This is a genomic window from Oceanobacillus locisalsi (assembly GCF_042675985.1).
GTDB classification, from domain to species: domain Bacteria; phylum Bacillota; class Bacilli; order Bacillales; family Amphibacillaceae; genus Oceanobacillus; species Oceanobacillus locisalsi.
Genome location: NZ_JBHTKK010000040.1, coordinates 1 through 20,222 on the forward strand (window position 1 = coordinate 1; position 20,222 = coordinate 20,222).

Annotated in this window: 21 protein-coding genes and 1 pseudogene; 5 read left to right on the forward strand and 17 right to left on the reverse strand. The window is 35.1% G+C overall.

Annotated elements, in window-relative coordinates:
* On the forward strand, nucleotides 1–236 hold a 236-nt coding region (locus ACFQ19_RS19485), incomplete at its 5' end, for a transposase domain-containing protein (protein ID WP_379594442.1).
* A 92-nt stretch (nucleotides 237–328) separates the two neighbouring features.
* Here ACFQ19_RS19485 and ACFQ19_RS20360 read toward each other — a convergent pair.
* The 13 genes and pseudogenes from ACFQ19_RS20360 to ACFQ19_RS19550 all read right to left on the reverse strand — a co-directional run bounded on the left by ACFQ19_RS20360 (nucleotide 329) and on the right by ACFQ19_RS19550 (nucleotide 11,423).
* Nucleotides 329–412, reverse strand: a complete 84-nt coding sequence (locus ACFQ19_RS20360) for a cysteine-rich KTR domain-containing protein (protein WP_449290095.1) — start codon at nucleotides 410–412, stop codon at nucleotides 329–331.
* A gap of 59 nt (nucleotides 413–471) precedes the next feature.
* Nucleotides 472–1,599, reverse strand: a complete 1,128-nt coding sequence (locus ACFQ19_RS19495; RefSeq protein WP_379594444.1) for a cysteine desulfurase family protein — start codon at nucleotides 1,597–1,599, stop codon at nucleotides 472–474.
* A 96-nt stretch (nucleotides 1,600–1,695) separates the two neighbouring features.
* On the reverse strand, nucleotides 1,696–2,874 hold the full coding sequence (locus ACFQ19_RS19500; RefSeq protein WP_379594446.1) for a trans-sulfuration enzyme family protein: 1,179 nt from the start codon (nucleotides 2,872–2,874) through the stop codon (nucleotides 1,696–1,698).
* Between the two features lie 164 nt (nucleotides 2,875–3,038).
* Nucleotides 3,039–3,335: a rhodanese-like domain-containing protein gene (locus ACFQ19_RS19505; protein ID WP_379594448.1), complete on the reverse strand. Its 297-nt coding sequence runs from the start codon at nucleotides 3,333–3,335 to the stop codon at nucleotides 3,039–3,041.
* On the reverse strand, nucleotides 3,335–4,630 hold the full coding sequence (locus ACFQ19_RS19510; protein WP_379594450.1) for an MFS transporter: 1,296 nt from the start codon (nucleotides 4,628–4,630) through the stop codon (nucleotides 3,335–3,337). The genes ACFQ19_RS19505 and ACFQ19_RS19510 overlap by 1 nt, the downstream gene beginning before the upstream one ends.
* 89 nt (nucleotides 4,631–4,719) lie before the next feature.
* A complete protein-coding gene (locus tag ACFQ19_RS19515) occupies nucleotides 4,720–5,376 on the reverse strand; it encodes an ArsR/SmtB family transcription factor (protein ID WP_379594474.1) in 657 nt (218 codons plus the stop codon).
* Nucleotides 5,377–5,522: 146 nt separating this feature from the next.
* A complete protein-coding gene (gene trxB, locus ACFQ19_RS19520; RefSeq protein WP_379594451.1) occupies nucleotides 5,523–6,476 on the reverse strand; it encodes a thioredoxin-disulfide reductase in 954 nt (317 codons plus the stop codon).
* A 120-nt stretch (nucleotides 6,477–6,596) separates the two neighbouring features.
* Nucleotides 6,597–6,839 (reverse strand): hypothetical protein, encoded by a 243-nt coding sequence (locus ACFQ19_RS19525; protein ID WP_379594453.1) that lies wholly within the window; start codon nucleotides 6,837–6,839, stop codon nucleotides 6,597–6,599.
* A 629-nt stretch (nucleotides 6,840–7,468) separates the two neighbouring features.
* A complete protein-coding gene (locus ACFQ19_RS19530) occupies nucleotides 7,469–8,338 on the reverse strand; it encodes an aldo/keto reductase (protein WP_379594454.1) in 870 nt (289 codons plus the stop codon).
* Between the two features lie 295 nt (nucleotides 8,339–8,633).
* Entirely contained in the window at nucleotides 8,634–8,828 is a 195-nt protein-coding gene (locus tag ACFQ19_RS19535; RefSeq protein ID WP_379594475.1) for a hypothetical protein, read from the reverse strand.
* A 77-nt stretch (nucleotides 8,829–8,905) separates the two neighbouring features.
* Nucleotides 8,906–9,578: pseudogene (locus ACFQ19_RS19540) on the reverse strand (IS4 family transposase); the annotation flags it as partial.
* Nucleotides 9,539–9,850, reverse strand: coding sequence for a DUF4372 domain-containing protein (locus tag ACFQ19_RS19545; RefSeq protein WP_379594456.1), 312 nt, complete (start codon nucleotides 9,848–9,850; stop codon nucleotides 9,539–9,541). The pseudogene ACFQ19_RS19540 and the gene ACFQ19_RS19545, both read right to left, overlap by 40 nt.
* A gap of 313 nt (nucleotides 9,851–10,163) precedes the next feature.
* The gene (locus ACFQ19_RS19550) at nucleotides 10,164–11,423 is read right to left on the reverse strand and encodes a dicarboxylate/amino acid:cation symporter (protein WP_379594457.1); all 1,260 of its coding nucleotides are present in this window, start codon (nucleotides 11,421–11,423) and stop codon (nucleotides 10,164–10,166) included.
* A 668-nt stretch (nucleotides 11,424–12,091) separates the two neighbouring features.
* On the opposite strand from ACFQ19_RS19550, the gene ACFQ19_RS19555 reads away from it, so the two are divergent.
* The 4 genes from ACFQ19_RS19555 to ACFQ19_RS19570 all read left to right on the forward strand — a co-directional run bounded on the left by ACFQ19_RS19555 (nucleotide 12,092) and on the right by ACFQ19_RS19570 (nucleotide 14,647).
* On the forward strand, nucleotides 12,092–12,667 hold the full coding sequence (locus ACFQ19_RS19555) for a CYTH domain-containing protein (RefSeq protein ID WP_379594459.1): 576 nt from the start codon (nucleotides 12,092–12,094) through the stop codon (nucleotides 12,665–12,667).
* A gap of 104 nt (nucleotides 12,668–12,771) precedes the next feature.
* Nucleotides 12,772–13,155 carry a globin domain-containing protein gene (locus tag ACFQ19_RS19560; protein WP_379594461.1) on the forward strand — a complete coding sequence of 128 codons (384 nt, stop codon included), beginning with the start codon at nucleotides 12,772–12,774 and terminating at the stop codon, nucleotides 13,153–13,155.
* A gap of 22 nt (nucleotides 13,156–13,177) precedes the next feature.
* Nucleotides 13,178–14,041, forward strand: coding sequence for a ClpXP adapter SpxH family protein (locus ACFQ19_RS19565; protein ID WP_379594463.1), 864 nt, complete (start codon nucleotides 13,178–13,180; stop codon nucleotides 14,039–14,041).
* 426 nt (nucleotides 14,042–14,467) lie between these two features.
* Complete coding sequence (locus ACFQ19_RS19570; protein ID WP_379594465.1) at nucleotides 14,468–14,647, forward strand: hypothetical protein; 180 nt, start codon at nucleotides 14,468–14,470, stop codon at nucleotides 14,645–14,647.
* 55 nt (nucleotides 14,648–14,702) lie between these two features.
* Here the strand turns inward: ACFQ19_RS19570 and pepF are convergent, their stop codons facing one another.
* From pepF to spxA, 4 genes are all read right to left on the reverse strand, one after another.
* Nucleotides 14,703–16,514, reverse strand: coding sequence for an oligoendopeptidase F (gene pepF / locus ACFQ19_RS19575; RefSeq protein WP_379594467.1), 1,812 nt, complete (start codon nucleotides 16,512–16,514; stop codon nucleotides 14,703–14,705).
* Between the two features lie 96 nt (nucleotides 16,515–16,610).
* Nucleotides 16,611–17,810, reverse strand: a complete 1,200-nt coding sequence (locus tag ACFQ19_RS19580; RefSeq protein ID WP_379594468.1) for a competence protein CoiA — start codon at nucleotides 17,808–17,810, stop codon at nucleotides 16,611–16,613.
* A gap of 278 nt (nucleotides 17,811–18,088) precedes the next feature.
* Nucleotides 18,089–18,784: an adaptor protein MecA gene (gene mecA, locus ACFQ19_RS19585; protein WP_379594470.1), complete on the reverse strand. Its 696-nt coding sequence runs from the start codon at nucleotides 18,782–18,784 to the stop codon at nucleotides 18,089–18,091.
* A gap of 610 nt (nucleotides 18,785–19,394) precedes the next feature.
* Nucleotides 19,395–19,790, reverse strand: coding sequence for a transcriptional regulator SpxA (spxA, locus tag ACFQ19_RS19590; protein WP_379594472.1), 396 nt, complete (start codon nucleotides 19,788–19,790; stop codon nucleotides 19,395–19,397).
* Nucleotides 19,791–20,222: the final 432 nt, after the last annotated feature.

A 20,222-nucleotide genomic window follows, 5' to 3' on the forward strand; every position in this document is an offset into this window, starting at 1 on the left:
TTGGACGGAAGGCATGGCTATTTAGCAATAGCGCTAAAGGAGCTAAAGCTAGCGCCATTATCTATAGTGTTGTGGAGACAGCGAAGGAGAACGGATTAAATCCATTTAAATATCTTCACTATCTATTTGAGGAACTCCCAAATATGGATACGTCTGATAAAGAAAAATTAGCTTACCTCTTACCTTGGTCACCGACCCTTCCTGAGGAATGTCGTGTTCCCAATCCATCTAAATAAATCATAACAATAGTCCATACCTTTTAATAGGTGTGGGCTATTTTACGCTTACCTTTAAACTGCTTTATTTTAATTAATTTTTTGTTTACATTTTATACAATATAAAGGAAGATTTTTAATTCCGTATCTTTTCTTATTTTTAAACGTGTTTTATTCCCACAGATAGAACATAGCACTCATTCTATTCTTGATATTTTCTACCATTCTCCTTTTTAAATTATTAATCAAGGATAAATTATTCCTTTAAAAAATAGTTTTTTAATAATTGGACAGTAGTATCTATTTCATTTTTTGTTGTATATCTTCCCAAGCTAAAACGGACAGCTCCCATTCCGCTGTTTTCTTTTACTTTCATAGCTTTTAATACTGGAGATAAATTGACTTCACCAGTATGACATGCAGAGCCAGTTGACGCTGCAATTTGTGGAAGTGAATCCAATATATCTTGTCCAATTTTATTTTCAAAATTAATATTTAGCGTATTCGGAAGACGGAGTTCAGGATGTCCGTTTAAAGAAATATTTATAGAAGGTATGTCCTGCAACTTATTCCAAAAATAATCTCGAAGCTCCTTCACTTGTTTATTTTCATCTAAATTCTGAAACGCTACTTCACACGCTTCGCCTAAACCGACACTCAACAATACATTCTCAGTGCCAGCTCTTCTGCCGTTTTCATGGCCAGCTCCATGTACTAATGATTCTATCTCTACTCCCTCTCTAATAAATAACGCACCTATTCCTTTTGACGCATATACCTTGTGACCTGCTATGCTTAGGAAGTCAACATTTAGTTTATCTACATCGACTGGAACTTTTCCTATTGATTGAGAAGCGTCTGTATGAAAAAGGACATGATATTTTTTTGCTATTTTACTAATTTCTTCAATAGGCTGAATCGTGACAACCTCATTATTTGCATGCATAACAGAAATTAATATCGTGTCATCTGTTATTGCCTGTTCTATATCAAAAGGGTTAATTCTTCCAAATTGATCTACGTCAATATAAGTAATTTTCGCTCCTTGTTTTTCGAGATATTCACTGGGCTGTGCAATGGAGGGGTGCTCAACCTTTGTTGTAATGATATGATCGCCCTTCTCTTTATAACTTTGGTATACCCCCTTTAATACATAATTATTTGATTCACTAGCCCCGCTGGTAAATACAATTTCACTAGGTTTGCAATTTATTAGTGCTGCTACTTGTTTTCTTGCATGCTCAACAGCTTGTTTTTCCTTTACACCCGCAAAATGCAAGGCTGATGGATTACCATAATGCTTTTCTAAGTAGGGAAGCATTGCCTCCTGTACTTCCTGGGCAATTGGTGTGCTTGCATTATAGTCTAAATATATTTGATTCACTTTCAAAAACTCCTTTTTATTCTTATAATGTAATGCTTTCTTTATTTCAAAGTGACAAAGTCACACTCATAGATACAAGTGTGACTATATTTTTATTCAGATATCCAGTGAGAATTCTAAATCTTCGAGTATATCCTCGACCTCTTCTATACCTACAGATATTCTTATCAGTTTTTCTGTAATACCGCCCATCTCTCGATATTCAACTGGAACATTATAATGCACAGCAGCTACGGACTGAGTAATTAATGATTCTACTGAACCTAAGCTAACAGCTCTAGTGAAAATTTGCGTTCGATTAATAAATTGATTTATTGTTTCTTGTCCACCCTTTAATTCAATACTTAAAACGCCTCCGAATCCATGCATTTGTTTTTTTGCTAATTCATGTTGAGGATGACTTTTTAAACCTGGATAATGAACTTTCTCTATCATGGAATGCTGCTCAAGAAATTCAGTTATTATTTGTCCATTCTTATTATGTCTTTCCATTCTAAGACCTAATGTCTTCATACCTCTTTGTAATAACCATGCATCAAATCCATTTAAGTTTCCACCTAATTTTCTAAATAAATCCGTACAATCTGAAATAAACTCTGTTTCACCTACAATGGCTCCCGCCATAACATCACTGTGACCGTTCAAGTATTTTGTACCGCTGTGAACTACTACATCAGCTCCTAAGTCTAATGGCTTTTGATTCAATGGAGTAGCAAATGTATTATCAACGATAACTTTTATTCCATATTGATGAGCAAGTTCAGATATCTTTTTAATGTCATAAATTTTAAGAGTCGGGTTACTAGGTGTTTCTAAGAATATTATTTTTGGATTGTCTTGAATGGCAGATTCAATCGCTGATATATCTGTTACATCAATAAAACTTTTATCTATGCCAACACGTGGAAGTACTTCATGAAAATAACCAAACGTGCCACCATAAACATCCGTATGGGTAATAATATGATCTCCTGCCTGTGCTAAAGCCATAACAGCAATGGAAGTGGCTGCCATTCCAGAAGATAATACTAAAGCATTTTCGCCACCTTCAAGAAATGCTATTTTCTTCTCCACCATTGTATAGTTTGGATTCCCATAGCGGGTATAAATATACCCATCTTTTCGGCCTTCCATCAAATCTAATACGCTTTCATTTGAATCAAAAGCAAACGTTGTTGTCTGGTAAATAGGAGGGATGACTGAACCTGTTGTCGGATCTGGAGATTCACCTACATGGATTAAATTCGAAGTAAATCCTTTGTAATTTTTTGGCATGATATATCTCCTTAATGATTTATTTTTAATTTTAGCCTCAAATGCTATTATTTATTTGAGGCTAAAATTAAATTTTGTTGTTTTTATCCAAAAGTCCATTCAGTAACCTGAAAAAGAAACATTTACTAAATAGTTATTCTATCTATGCGAAACCTAGACTTACTTTATTCAACGTATCCTTCCCAACCTAGCATTCCATCAACTACATTTGTTGCCTTATATCCTTGTTGCGTTAATTGCTCTACAGCAGTGCCGCTTCTGGCACCTTTCGTACATATCACATAATAGTGTTCACTTTTATCCAATTCCATTAAAGGATTAGTAATTTCATTTAATGGAATATGTTTTGCTCCAATAATTTTTCCTTCTGCAATTTCATCAGCTTCTCGAACATCGATAATATATATCTTTTCTCCTGTATCTATTTTTTGTTCTAAATCCTTTGCTGTAATTTCCTTCATTATAGAGCCCTCCTGGAATCTTCTGTTTTTACTTTTTTATCACGAATAGACCATATCACGATTGGAATGAGTATCAACGATAAAACACCGCCAACAAGTGACAACATTTCATAACTTGATCCAGCAACAACCATTCCTGACATAGCACCACCACTAGCACCAGCTAATGCAATAAATACATCCACTGTTCCTTGTGTCTTCGCACGCGTTTTTGGTTCAGTAGAATCAACGATTAAAGCTGTACCGCTTATTAAACCAAAATTCCAGCCTAGCCCAAGCAGGATTAGTGCAACTGTCATGAAGAATAACGAACCTCCAGGAGCAAAAGCTGCTACAATTCCTGCAAGAAGCAACGTAGCTCCAGAAGCAATTGCCATGGCGGGACGACCTATTTTATCTACAAGTACACCAGTAAAGAGTGACGGAAAGTACATTGCACCGATATGAAATCCGATTACAAGTCCTATTGCCCGTAAACTGTGACCATGGTCTCCCATATGAATAGGAGTCATTGTCATGATTGCAATCATCACGATTTGACTTAATACCATAATGATTGCCCCAACAATAATACCTTTTTTATTAATAAGGTTATCTTGAGGACGAGCTCCTTGTTCATTTTTATCTTTATTTGCATTTATTTTTAACGCAATGATAAATGGATCTGGACGTAAAAAGATAAACAAGAAAATACCAGCTAATATAAATGCTGTTGCCGATAAAATAAATGGTCCAGCTAATTCAGGCACACCGATAGAACGTGCAAAATTCCCCATCACATCTACTAAGTTTGGACCAGCAACAGCCCCAAATGTCGTGGAAACCATTGCCATGCTTACAGCAGTACCCCGTTGTTTATTCGTTGCCAGATCTGTACCAGCATATCGTGCCTGTAAATTAGTTGCAGTACCAGCACCATAAACGAGTAAAGCAGCAAATAATAAAATGATACTATTTAAAACAGCAGCAATGACTACACCTATAGCTCCCAGTCCACCAACTATAAATCCTGTTGCTAACCCCATACGTCTACCAAAACGATTAGAGAGTCTTCCTACCGCTAATGCAGCTCCAGCTGATCCTAAAGTAAATAAAGCTGCTGGAAGACCTGCAAAAGCATTTGTACCAAGCATTTCTTCAGCAAGCAATGCCCCTACCGTTATACCAGCAGCTAAACCAGCCCCACCAAACATTTGTGAAATGACAACAATAATTAATGTACGTTTATATAATCCTTTTTGTTTTTCTGGATTATCTATATACTCTTGTGCCAAATCATTTGTTTCATCAGTCAAAGTAAACACCTTCTTCTCCCAAATTATCTCTTTATCTCTTAAACATTAACAATGTTATGAGCTAACATTCCATAAAAAATAATTCCTATTTAATTTAATTGGTTTTGAAATTCGTTCCAATCTTGAACGCTTTTTTCAAAACGATAGGCGTGGATACCTTTACTTTTTAAAAGTTCTACAGCTTCTACCGACATCAAACAATATGGTCCTCTGCAATAAGCAACAACGTCTTGATTAGCTGGTAAAGAAGAGAGTTTTTCCTCTAATTCTTCAACAGGAATGGAAACAGCCCCTGGAATATGACCATTTTCATATTCTTCTTTCGGTCTTACATCTAATAATAAAACTTCTCCTTTTTCCATCCGCTTGTTAAGTTCTTCAAATGAGACTCCTGCCATACCCATATTGGCATTTAAGAATTCCTGTTTAATTTGCTGAACTTGAGCGAACTGTTTCTCAGACAAGTTATGCAAAGAATTGATAAAGTCAGAAATAGAAACATCTGCCAGCTCATAAATCACATAGTTACCTTCTTTCCGATACTTTACCATTCTTGCATTATTAAGTGTCTGTAAATGCTGAGATACATTTGCCACTGACATCGTCGTTATTTTCGATAATACCTCGACTGATTTTGGTCCTTGAGATAAAAGATCAAGAATTTCCAATCGTTTCGGGCTGGAAAGGCTTTTACCTATTCTTGCAAACTCTTGATATAATAAATCTTTTAAATTTCTTTCGTTAATCATATGAAAACACCTTCTATTCAAGAATATTGTTGAATAGTTGAATTATAAACCTAAATAATTAGTTGGTCAAATGATTTTAACCAATTATGTTGCTCTTTTAGCTGCTACTTCATATTTGATATCTTAGAGATAATTTTCACAACCTATATTTGTGTACTTTTTGAATCTTCTTTTATTTTCTCGATATAACGTTGTGCAGTTTCTGCTGCAATACTTCCATCCCCTGTCGCTGTTACTATTTGACGAAGTTCTTTCGAACGGATATCTCCAGCAGCAAAGATTCCAGGAATTTTTGTCTCCATATTTTCATTGGTAAGAATATATCCTTCATTATCCGTAATACCCAATTCTGTAAATGGATCATTTAAGGGGAGCATTCCAATGTAAATAAAAATACCATTTGTATTAAAATCATAAATTTCATTAGATTTTTTATTTTTTAATGTAATACTGCTCACTTTTCCATCTGTTTCATTAATTTTTTCTGGAACAGTATCCCAAATAAAATTAATTTTATCGTTAGCGAATGCACGCTGTTGTAAAATTTTTTGAGCACGAAGCTGGTCACGACGATGAATAATAGTTACTTTTTTTGCAAAACGGGTCAAGTATACGCCTTCTTCAATTGCAGAATCACCTCCGCCAATAACAACAATATCTTTTTCTTTAAAGAAAGCTCCATCACATACTGCACAATAAGATACGCCACGTCCGCCAAGTTCTTCCTCTCCAGGAACGCCAAGTTTTTTGTATTGTGCACCAGTCGCAATGATTACAGTTTTTGTATGATATTCTTTTTTTCCAGCACGAATGGTTTTATATTTTCCATGATTTTTAATGGTTTTAATATCCCCGTATTCATATTCCGCACCAAATTTTTTTGCATGTTCAAACATTTTATTCGATAAATCTGGCCCTAAAATGTGCTCATATCCAGGATAATTTTCTACATCCTCTGTATTTGCCATTTGTCCACCAGGAATTCCTCGTTCTAACATCAATGTATCTAAATTTGCACGAGACGCATAAACAGCCGATGTCATTCCAGCAGGACCAGCACCAATGATAATAACATCATATATTTTTTCTTCGGACAAGTTAATTCCCCCCTATTTGTAAATCTGTTTACTTTCTTTTATTAAAAGGTAACTGTTTTGTCAGCCCATTCTACCATTTTCACACAATCATCCATTGTTGAAATGGGGCATGCTGCAAATTCATCTATCATTCTTGATTTCAGACAAGTTCCACATGCTAAAAAAATCCCCATTTAGTTCTTCAAATTTATTCATTTCATCTAACACCTTATATTTTGGATGGTCTATATTTTCACATTCCACAGCTTCTCCCATTAAAAAGAATTTCACTGCATGTTCCTTTTTCAAAGCTGTATTTGCAAAACGAAACGCATTCCATACCTTTTCTGGTTCTTTTGTTTCTAAGATGATCCCTAGTTTCATTTTTTAAATTCCTCCATTCATTTTAATCAGTCTTAGACAATTTCAAATCTCGAACAGTGTTACTTAAAAATTTTAATCGCTATCTATTCAATAACTTTATTGAATGATTGAATTCTAACTCTGTATATTCTCATTGCCAATCATTTTACTCAGATACCGAAAAAAGTATTGTTTAGACAAACCAGGATGTTCATATGAATAGTTCTTAATAGCAGTGGATGATATTGTAAGCAAAATACATTTTGCTCTGAAAATTCTATAATGTTGCAGTATATGGTATCTAATCCATCTAGGAGTGTGAAGGGTAATAATATTTAGGGAGTTATTGGTTTTACATAAGTCTATTTTTGCAAAGTGACTTTAATAAAAGAATATTAGAGTGATAGAATTACAATGTATCTATCTGTTAAAGAATTTTTTATTATTTTGTTTCAGAGAATGAAAAAATATATTGTATATTGGTCTAAAGGAAGAGTTAATTATGTCAATTTTTTACTAAACTTTACTTATTTTTTAAAATAATAAGCCCAGGGAATACCTATGTAATTTTTGCTTCAGTTTTTTGTATTACCTCGCTTCGCCCTTTAAAATAGACACTTCAAAAGTTGAAGTGTCTATCTAATTATATTCTACTTATTATTTGAAGAAGAACCATATACGGGAGCAGAACTAAATTCACCATAATCTTCTATTTGCTTTGTATTTTTTAACATTTTCATGTCTTCATTTGAAATTTCAAAATCTACTTCCGCATTGTTACGAATGTGATCTGTTTTTTCTGATTTAGGTAAAGGCAACAGTCCTAATTGCAAACAATAGCGAATAGCTAATTGTGGTATGGATACATTATATTTTTCCGCCATTATTTTTATCTCATCATTCTTAAATATTTCTCCATGTCCTATTGGAGAGAATGCTTGTACTAAAATATTATTCGTTTGACAATAATCAATTAGTTCAAAAGGTGTATTACTCACATGAGCCAGAATTTGATTCACCACCGGTTTGACTGTTCCATGGTCTAAAATATTCTGTATATCTTCCTGTTCAAAATTTGATAAACCTATCGCTCGGAATTTTCCTTCAGAATAAGCATCTTCGAGTGCACGCCATGCTTCAAGATTCCCTTCAAATAAGCGATCGCCTTTATGAAAACTATTCCAGGGTTGGGGACTGTGAATAATAATCATATCAATATAGTCTAATTTCATTTTATTCAATGATTCTTCGATGGCAGTTTTTGCTTCCTCATATGTTTTATAATGTGCTTCTAATTTTGTAGTTACAAAGATATCTTTGCGAGCAATATTGCAAGTTCGAATTGCTTCACCAACTCCACGCTCGTTGCCATAGTCTTGAGCAGTATCAATATGCCGATATCCAATTTTCATAGCTTCTTTTACAACCTCAACAATTTCTTTATCTGAAATTTTCCAAGTTCCAAATCCAAGTTTCGGAATCTTTACTCCATTTGAAAGAGTGTAGGTTTCATTTAGCATATTATTTCTCCTTTTCATTAATAGACTTTAACCAAACCGAATCATTTTATTATTATCTAATACATTGGTGTCATTATAAGGACTGCTTTAAAAACTTTCAAGTAATCTGTGTATAAATATTATTATAAAATATTTCACTAGCGTTGCATAAAACAATAAATACTAAAGCAAGCAATATGCTTCGTAAATTTTTATTTATTGTTGTAATTTTCAGATATATACAATGTTTTATTTTTAAAAAAACAATAGGCACTAAAGGCAGCCCTTCATTCATTTTTAGAATTTTATATACTTTTTAAATAATTGAGTTTAAAGTTAAATCATCTAAATGCTCAGCTTCTCCTGTTTCATATTGTTCTAAGGTTTCTTCAAATATGCGCTCGTGTTCCATCCTTCGTCTGCCTTTAGATGTACGTCCTGGTTCCTTGAATACATTGGAAATAAACTGTTCCATGGATTTCGTCCAATAATCACGAATCCAGTTCAACATTTCCAGTAGGGTTCCCCGGTAGCCTAAGTTGATTTTCATTAACAGGGTCAGGCAGAAGGTAATCATCGCAAGAAAAAGTTGATTATATACAGCATTTTCACTGGTTCCATAGACTAAATGCTGCTTAACCCACTTGAAAAATAATTCAATCTGCCATCTGTTACGGTACAGGTCACTGATTTCCTGCGCATTTATTTTGGCATCATTACAAATAATTCAGATCTCATTCCCTTAACTGTCTACCGTTTCTACCAATTGGATAGGATGCTTCACCTTTCCAATCTTAACAACGGCGTGACGGGAGGTCGGAGAAGAGGAAGCAACGGGTAATTCCTCGATCACTTTGACAACGGTGTTTGTTTTTATGCGTGTCACAAACTGAATTCCCTCTGCACAATAGGCATCAAACATAGTAAAGTTAAAATATCCCCAGTCAAATACATGGAGCACGTTTTTATCCGGTACAATCAATGCGTCCAGCTGTGTTTCGTTTGCCGGTCTTGCAGGGGTAACAATGACTTCATTTGGATAGGAAATACCATCGCAAAAGACAATAGAGGTGTGCAGCTTGACCCCGGATTTGGTCTCCCGAAAATCCGCCCATTCGTATTGGCTCAAGCACATGGAAATGGTGGATGAATCAATCAAATGCAGTTCTCCAAGTGCTTTATCCGCCTTTTGAGGACCGAGCAGCTGGTGTATTTGTTGCATCAAATGATGCAGAATAACCTGGAAAATGACAGGTGGCATCTCTCGGTTCTTCGGGAGAGTTGAGATTTTCTAATACTTTCTATTCCTATTAACCTTTGAACGGTTTTCTTATGTGTAATCGTATCACTTATCCGCTGAAGATTCCCCAGCTGTTTCAACTGCGCATAAATAAATGCGTTCACAAATGTAAGTGCATCAAACTTTTTGACATATTTATCAATGTCCGTGTTATCAATCATTTTTTGAATAACTTTTGAATCTAATGGATGTAGGTATTCCTTGAATACCGTTTTTATGGTATGATTGCCCATGGTTACTCCTTATAATTTGGGATTTGGACTGGACTACCATTCTCTTATTATAAGGTTTTTTTATGGATTTTTGTAGTGATAATTTCCATCATTTATAATATTGGCATAAATGTTTTTCTTGACTTTTGGTTGAAAATTTTATGCAACGCTAGTGATAATATTTAAGTTTACTCTACTTAATATTTGATACCGTTTATTTCGGTAGTTTGTATATTGCTTAAAGAATAACCGTATAGTTCTTAGTTTAGAAATAAACACTTTAACAATTATGAGTAATTCAAAAAGATAAATTATTCTAAAATTTTAACATATTTCATTCCTTAACGCCTTCCAATTTAATCTGTTCCCTTTCTTGTGCAGTTTTTTTAAATTGACGTCTCTTTTCAGATTCCGAAACGACTAATGCACATACAGCATCGCCAGAAATATTTACCGAAACACGCATCATATCAAGGAGACGATCAATTCCAATGATAAGTGCAATACCTTCTACTGGCAAAGAAACCTGACTAAGAATCATAGTTAACATAATTAATCCAGAATACGGAACACTTGTCGTACCAATACTAGCCAATACTGCAACAATAACAATCATGGTTAACTGAAAGAATGTTAAATTACTCCCGTACACTTGAGCTATAAATAATGTTGCTGTACCCTGCATAATGGCAGTCCCATCCATATTTATTGTTGCTCCCAAGGTTTGAACAAAACTACCAATTTGTTTAGGAATTCCCATTTTTTCTTCTGTCATTTTTAAAGAAACCGGGAGTGCCGCAACACTGCTTACTGTACTAAACCCTATTAATATTGCAGGTAAAAAATCCTTATAGAATTTTATTGGGTTCATCCTACCCAGAAAATATATAATTGCTCCGTAGAAAACGATAGCATGTAAGAGTAAACCCAATATAACAACCAACATATAAAAAATCATTGCTCCGGCACCATCCAAACCCATTTGACCTATCGATGAAGCCAGCAAGCCAAAAGCACCATAAGGAGCAAACCGCATAATCAGATTAACCAGAGTCATTACAATTTCGTTTCCTTGTTCCATTAAATTCCTTAAACCTTCCACTTTTTTACCGAGAAGCGCCACTGCAAGCCCAATAAAAATAGAAAATATTAGCACTTGTAATATGTTCCCTTCAGCCATCGCTTGAATAGGATTGGATGGGATTAAATCTAAAAAGTTACTTTTTAGATTAGTGGTCTCCCCACTAAAACTTAATTTAGAAGTGTCAACATCCACATTTCCCGGCCGAAAAATAGAAGCTAAACTGATTCCTACTGTAATAGCAAAAATAGTTGTTACAAGAAAAAAAGTAACCGTTTTTATACCGATACGTCCCAACTTTTTTGGATCTCCCAAAGAAGATACTCCTAAAACAAGAGAAAAAAATATTAAAGGTATAATTATCATTTGAACTAAATTGAGAAATATTTCACCAAGCGGACCAAATAAGTAATTATCAAGTGTGGCAAACAAATTTGGAGATAAATAATGTAAAGTTATCCCAACTATAGCCCCAAGACCAAGAGCAATCAAAACTTTTATCGTTAAGTTCATAATCTAGTCTCCCTTACAATTTTTAATTACCCATTCTTATTTTATTCCTTGGATAGTTACAGATTCTTTATCAGCTCCGTATATTTAAGACTAATTAATTACCAAATAAAGAAAACGCTTACAAAATAAATTAAAAGATATTCGTTTTTATTTTATAATAGCGTCTAATTAGAGATTCGAATTTAATTCTGTTGAGTTTAAAGAAATAAATAAGCATTCACATCTTAACCTGCGCTCCCTTCAAGTAATTTTATTGTTTCAAATTTCAATTCCGCATTACTTAGTAGTAAATGTTATTTCCTAACTTATCCATTTTATGATTGTATATTATTTATATATAGTAATCCGCCGAATATCGTGGTACGTTGTCCTGTTTTTTTAAAGAATACTACACCTCTTCATGAACGTCAATGAAATTTTAAAAAATTTCATCAATTATCATATATGAAGCACATCAAAATATTACAGCATTTGATATAGTTAAGCCTCTGCTTCTGTTTATTTCAAAAAATAGTCTTTTACATTCGTTTTACAAGCAACAGGAGATTATAATATAAGTTTTATTCAAATAAAAAGCACATCGTGGCCTTTATATAGTTATTTTTTGCAATGCTCCTTCATACAAGCCATAATAGAGTTAATCTAATTAGAGAACTGGAGATTTAATAATGACCCAAGAAGTAGAAATTGAATTTAAAAATCTATTAACTATTCAAGAATACAACCAATTAGCAGAGGATTTATTTTCCCATGCTGAAACAATCAAACAGACAAATGATTACTTTGAAACACCTGCTTTTGATTTAAAAGAAAACGGTTCTGCATTACGAATACGACAAAAGAATGGAACATATACATTAACATTAAAAGAACCGCACCCGGACGGACTATTAGAGACACATGATAAACTGACAGAAAAAGAATATTTGTCCTGGACTTCTGGCACACCATTGGAAGCTCCGAATGTCACAGCACAATTGGAAAAAATGTCTATCCACGTATCAGCACTGAATTATTTAGGGAGTATGGTTACTTTTCGTCAAGAAATCCCTTATCAGGATACATTACTCGTTCTAGATAAAAGTATTTATTTAGATACGGAGGATGCAGAATTAGAATTGGAAGCAACTTCAAAAAGTCATGGAGAAAAGGTTTTTAACAACCTGATTGAAAACTATCAGATTCCTTTTCGAGACACGCCGCCTAAAATTGCCCGGTTTTTTAATCAAAAACAAGCGATGTAAGCGGATGGTTTTACCACTAATCGGTTATTGCTGTCTGTTACGGTACAGATTATTTGATGAAGTGAGTCTATATTGCTACAATACTAGTACAAGGAGCATATGATATGAAACAAAATGAGGTAGAAACGGTTTACAGCGGCATTGGCGGTTACGAAAAAATAGAAGCTATTGTGGAAACTTTCTATGGATACGTCAAAGAAAATCCCGTATTAATACCGATATTTCCAGAGGATTTAACAGAAACGATGCACAAACAAAAGTTGTTTCTGACACAGTTTTTTGGTGGTCCCCGGCTCTATGAAGCTGAACGCGGACACCCTATGTTAAGAAGAAGACATCTTCCTTTCCCGATTACACCAAGCGCAAAAGACGAATGGCTGGCTTGTATGGATCGGGCATTAATAGAAAACCAAGTAGAAGAACCTTATTATACAGAAATGATTGAGCGTATGACGTTAACTGCTAATCATATGATGAACACCCCTTAAATCTTAGAAAGGAGCATTCAAAATGAATGGGAATCAACAAGAACTGTCATCTTCTAATCCAATAGATTCTTCTTTTAACTATATGAATTATGTACAAAAGCCGATTGAAATGTACGTTTTTATTGATCCATTATGCTCTGAATGCTGGTCATTAGACCCTTATCTTAAAAAGTTAAATGTTGAATACGGCCGTTTTTTTACGATAAAACATGTCATCAGCGGACAACTGGCAGCATTGAACACAAATGGCTTAAATAAAAAGCAGCAAAAGAAACAATCCGGTTCAACCGGTATTCCGGACAACCGTGAAAATCTTGACTACCCATGGGTTCCGGCACTGGCCATTAAGGCCGCTGAATTACAAGGGAAAAAAGCCTCCAAACAATTTATCCGTAAAATACAAGAGACATTATTTTTCGATAAACAGAACATCTGTAATGAAGATATTTTATTAAAGTGTGCATCTGATGCAGCTTTAGATATAGAAGAATTTCATACAGATTTATTCTCCGATACTTCCAAGCGTGCATTGCAATGTGATTTAAGGCTGGCAAATGAGATGGATGTAGATTATACGCCAACGATTGTTTTATTTAACCAAGAAATTGAAGACGAAGGCATAAAAATTTCCGGACTTCATCCATATGATATTTATGAATTTGTTTTAAAAGAAATTTTGCAACGTACGCCGATTCCATCCGTCAAACCATCTTTAATTGATTATTTACAATTACAGCAAATAGTAGGAACAAAAGAATTGTCTGTCATCTATGATTGGTCCATTGATAAAACGGAAAAAGAACTAAAAAAATTGCAATTTCAACAGCTCGTAGAAAGAGTGCGTGAAAAAAATGAATCTTATTGGAGATATCTCGGCACCATTTAGGAAAATGCGCTGGCTCATCTGCAATTGCTTCAGAGCAGTCTACCATTTCATCCCTTTTTCAAATAATCTAATAGAAGGCATCCCTGATGCATGTAAAAATCTGGAATCAGGGATGCTTAATAAAAAAGATACACAGGGCAGCGTGTATCTTTTTTCCGTCTTTGTATAACTACAAAGGGGGATGGGAGAAAGTTTCATGATCAAACAAAAGGGGTATTTGTTTGTAATCAACTTACAATTATCATTCTAGCAAGTTCTTTTCATGTTTTCAATCTTTATGTTCAATATTTCACAAAAAATTCACTTCCTATTTCTGTAACATACATATAGTGATGTAAATCGAAATATGGGATATCCCCTTCTATAAAAAATAACTCGGACATATAATGCAGTAAAGCAGGAAAAACCCATTAAGGAGGCGCTCTCATGCGGCGTAATTATTTTCCTCTTCTATTCGTCTTATTCGTTGTTATCGCCTTTTTCTTCAATTTATTAGGTTTTATGAACATGATCCCTGTCTATATCACTCTCCCCTTATTGCTTGCGTCCATTTACTTTATGCTTTCTTCTATTGCTTACCAGAAGACAAAAGGATACCGGCGTTAAAGCCTATTCCATTATAGCTAAAACAGCCGGGCACCCTTCACCCGGCTGTTTTATTCTATTTATCCAATAATGCTTCCATCTCCGTCAGCTTTTCTTCAAAGACATCCAGCGCATCCAGAATGGTCTGTTTCTGCGTCATATCTACACCAGCTTTTTTCAATACATCAATAGGATCTTCACTGCTGCCTGATTTCAAAAATCCTAGATAACGATCCACAGCTCCTTCTTCCCCATCTAAAATCTGTTTGGATAAAGCTGTTGCGGCAGAATAACCCGTAGCATACTGGTATACATAATAATTCATGTAAAAATGCGGAATACGCGCCCATTCCAAACCAATTCTTTCATCGCTGACAACATCTTCCCCATAATACTTTTTGTTTAAATCATAGTAAACTTCTGTCAGCTTATCGGCCGTTAACGCTTCTCCGTTTTGAGCCAATACATGAATTTCATGTTCGAATTCTGCAAACATTGTTTGACGGAATAACGTTCCCCGGAAACCTTCTAAAAAGTGATTTAAAATATAAAGCTTTTCTTTTTCATCATCAAGATGCTTCAATAAATAATCATTTAATAACGCTTCATTGGTCGTTGAAGCAACTTCTGCCACGAAAATAGAATAATTTCCATAACGGAATGGCTGATATTTTCTGGAATAATAACTGTGCACAGAGTGCCCAAGTTCATGTGCAAGTGTAAATGTATTATTCACATCATCTTGCCAATTCAAAAGGATATATGGATTTGTGCCATAAACTCCGGAAGAGTAAGCACCGCTTCTCTTTCCTTTATTTTCTTCTACATCAATCCAGCGTTCTTGAAATGCTTTTTCTAAAATATCGGCGTAATCTTCCCCGAGAGGTTTTAGCCCTTCCAAAACATATTTTTTAGCTTCTTCATACGTGACAGGCATTTTTACATCTTTCACCAGCGGTGTGTATATATCATACATATGCAGCTCATCTACACCGAGAATTTTCTTTCTTAATCTGGCATAGCGGTGCAATAAATGCAATTTTTCATTCACTGCTTCCACTAAATTATCATATACTTTTTCAGGAATATGATTATTATCGAGAGCCGCCTGACGTGCGCTTTCATAATTCCGGACTTTTGCATTAAAATTATGTGACTTTACTTCTCCGCTCAGTGTGGCAGCAAATGTATTTTTAAATGAACCATATGTGTCATACATCGCGTTAAAAGCTTGTTCACGCACGTTGCGGTCCGATGATTCCATAAAGGTAGAATATCTGCCGTGCGTCAGCTCTACTTCCTCTCCATCTGCATTGGTAATGGAAGGGAAGGTTAAATCGGCGTTATTTAACATACTGAATGTTTGTGAAATAGCTCCAATCGGCTCATCCGCCTCCGCAAGCAAAACTTCTTCCTTTTCGCTTAGCACATGCGGACGGCTATGGTTAATATCATCTAAAACTTTCTTATATACCTGCAGCTCTTCATTTTCCTCTATAAACTGCTTCAGCTGTTCTTCCGGTATTTCCAAAATTTCAGGAACCAGAAAGCTGAATTGACTGGACGCAGTCGTTAACAAATTTTCTGCTTGTGCATTTAAACTCTGATAATAGGAATTCGTCGTATCCTGATCACTGCGCAAATGGGCATACACAAACAGTTTGCCAAGACGTTCTGATAACGCGTCCTGCACCTGCAGTGCCTCTAATAAAGTATCAGAGGAATCCCCTAATTTCCCTTTGTAGGCAGGCAGCTTCGAAATATCCTGCTTCAAGCTTTGGAATGCTTCTTTCCATTCCTCGTCCGATTCAAAAATATCCTCCAAACGCCACGTTGACTCTTCAGGTATCTCATCTCGCTTTGGTAATTGTTTGCTTGCTTTTGACATACGGTGATTGCCTCCTTTTGTTAAATCAACAGTATCATCCGTTTTTAACAATACTTCCGCTGTAAATGTATTAAAGTCATACTGTTTTTATGCTTCTTATTTAGTATAACGAAACAATGGGGAATCATGCTCGTATTTTGCTTTTTTTTCCGTGAAAAATTGGCTGAAGAAGACTTGATCTCCTAGAAATGCTTTTTCTTGCGAAGAGTAAGAGGCCATTCTCTGATTGGTCCGGAGAATGGTGGACGAGTGCATTTCAATAAAGCCAGTTTGTTGAAGTAATTGCAGATAATGATGTAATGCCTCCGAAAAATCAATGATGTCTTTCCCGAAAAAGGCGTGAAGCAGACGCTCTAATTCAGCTATCCTTACCCTGTCGCCAGTTTTTAAATCCGCTAAACAGGACACATATAATGCTGTTTGCCATTTGTAAAAAGGAACAGGAATGGAAGCACGATAAGGAATCGGCATAAAACAGATACTCGGAAGACATTGGAATAAATACCCCTTCTTATACAGCCATCTCCGCAATTTATAAATGGTTCCGTATGAACCTTCCACTTTTGTACGAAGATAACGTACTTCTTTCACCCAAAAAGCTGCAAACGAGTCGGGGGTTTTTTCTTGTTGAAACAGATGTTTGAAATGTAATTGACGAAGCGGATATATAAGCTGTTTAGCAAAGACCTTTGAGGTTTGAAGCGGATAGAGATGATGAAGAATAGCCATTTCGGATATAAAGGGGTCGTAAAAGAATAACTGTGGGTAATCCTTTTGCGGGGAGGAACGGATAAATGTATCTAAAAAGGGATCAGCTTGAAATAGATAGGGCCCTTTCTGTTTTAAATATGTTGCTCCTAAAATCCAGATGGACTCCATACCTATGGAGCGATAACCATTCATGCGATGGAGGATTTCTTCCTGTGATATTCTGGCACATTGAAATTCAACGGCAATTTTCTTCCGCCCAACTTGAATATAAATATCAGCTCTTTGTGAGATTTCTGGAAAATAAACTTCTAATTCGACCTGCATATTAAAGTGCGACAGCCACGTAAATAATTGCAGTTTTCCTCTTTCATGATAAGCTCCTTCCCCGCCTCTCCCAAGCAGACACATTGCATTCGGTATATGAGCAAAATGCGGGATAACTTTCTTTCCTGCCCGGATAATCACTTTTTCCTGGCAGACCGGACAATAAAAAATATCCTTATTTTGTTTCCAATTAGTAATGGTCTTCTGCGATTGAAGAAACAGCAGAACCGATTTTCCTTGTTTATTAACAGCACGCTGCAATAAATATCACCTCCATTACTATAATATTATTCGACACGATTCCCCTTTCTCCTGCAAAAAAATTTCATACAAAAAAAGCCATACAAAAAAAGGCTCTTCACCAAAATTTATGGGTGACAGATTAGCCTAATTTGTGGTATAAGCAACCGCTGCGGAAAAACACTTCGCTAGTTCGTTTGGTTAACTTATTTATGGAATAATATCAACCATAGATTTTGGTGTTGAACCCAAAAAAACCTACAACAAATCATAACAGAGGATTTCTTGTAGGTTTCATTTTATACATCTTTTGGAAAGTATTTGCGAATTTGTTCAAATGTGCCATTTTCCATAATTTTCTTCCCGTATTCTTCTAATAAGTGAACGGAAAGCGAGGAATCCGATGCATATTCTAATACTTGACTGATGACATCTTCTTGACGGTGTTCATCCAACACATCATAAGAGAATTCGATATATAAATAATAGTTCCCCTTATAAGTGTATAATGTTTCTTCGCCGAAATCAGATAAATCATAGAGTTGATGGCTGAGCTGAATCAGGTTTTCAAATTCATCAAATTCAACGATAATCCACAAGTTCTCTTCCGTCGCTTCATCATCGTTCTTTTCTGCTTCAGCATCTTGTTGGTTATCTCCAAATTTCTCATCTAAGATATTTTCCAGCTGATTATCTACCGGTAAATCAATATTGCCTTCTTCTGTTTCCAGCTCAAGATGTTCGCCGTTTTTGGAGACCTTAGCTTTTGTCACAACAATTTCAAGTCCTTTTTCCATTGCTTGCACTTGTATCCATAACGGGCCTTCTGGATTAAAATCTTCGCGATAATTGACTTCATCCATCATCTGCCAGAACAATTGCTCACTTCTTTCGCGATTGTACCAGATTTCTTCTTTTTCAAAACCCAGCTCTTCTATATCAACATAAGAAATATAAAATTTGATTGTATTTTCATTAATTCTTTCTATCTCCACAATAAGCTCCCCCTTCTCATTAAGATAGAACCATTTCCTACATATCATCCTGCTTAAATACTTGAAGCCGGCAGCATACAAACATGTCTATATTATAGATGTACCCGAATCAGTATCATTCTAATCATGAATCATATTTATCATATTGTATGCAAAAATGCAATCTACAAGAAATGAAAATGCCCAGTTCCTGCTTATTTTCTAAAAAACGGACAAGGTTCCTCTGATTACAGCCTGCTTCCTACAGATATACATATAGAAGGCACACGTATAACTTTCATGTTAGTTAGCTATTCTAACGTATTTAAAGTATTTTGTCATTTATCAAAGCTTATTTTGTCATTCCATATTATTCCAGAACAAAAGCGCAAAGCGCCTGCTTAAAAACGTAGAGACTGGAGCGGCGTAACTGAGATAAAGGAATCACGGTGAGGTGACGAACCGATGATGACTTATCGTAGGGCACGACGTGAAGTCTCCTAGTTTTTGGCGCTTGGAGCTGGACGTGGCCATTTATCTGTAACCAGTTATCCACAAGCAATTAATTTTATAATTTTCTAGATAATAAAGAAAGGTGCAGAACCTTCTGCACCCCTTCTAACTTATTTTATTAGTTAACCATTCGTTGTGCTTCACGCAATTGGAATGTTCTTACTGTTCTTGGTAAGAAACGGCGAATCTCATCCTCGTTATAACCAACTTGCAACCGTTTTTCATCTAAAATAATAGGTCGGCGCAATAAACCGGGATTATCCTGAATTAAATGAAATAAATCTTTCATCGGCAATTGATCAAAGTTTACATTCAGTTTTTGAAATACTTTTGACCTTGTAGAAATAATCTCATCTGTTCCATCTTCCGTCATACGCAATATTTCTTTAATCTCATCAAGAGATAAAGGTTCAGAAAAGATATTACGCTCCGTAAAAGGGATATTATGCTCTTCCAGCCATGCTTTTGCTTTTCTACATGAAGTACAGCTTGGTGAGGTATAAAGTGTTACCATAAAACTTCACTCCTCAATCTATTTTAGATTTTCAACATTGACCTAACTTTTATTAAATAATAATAAGTTTAATCTATCCGTATGTACTCATTATACACCAAATATCTAATAAAAGGTAGGGGGTGCGATAAATTGATTTACATAATTTATTTTACCGCTTCTGTATATCTTTACGATTCCCTTCTCTAATTGATAATAAACCTGAAAAATGAAATTTACCGCAAAGAATTTTTATGGTTCTTCATCAAAATAATGTATTTATTTATATTTACCACGATTTATGCATATAAAAACACTTTTTGAAAGTTACTATTCACAGCCACCAAATAAAAATAATATATTTTCAGAGCTCTTCACCAAAATTTATGGTAAACAAATTAAGTTTTAAGGGTAGCCACCGCTACGGCGGACCGTTTTGCTTTCCTAGGGGCA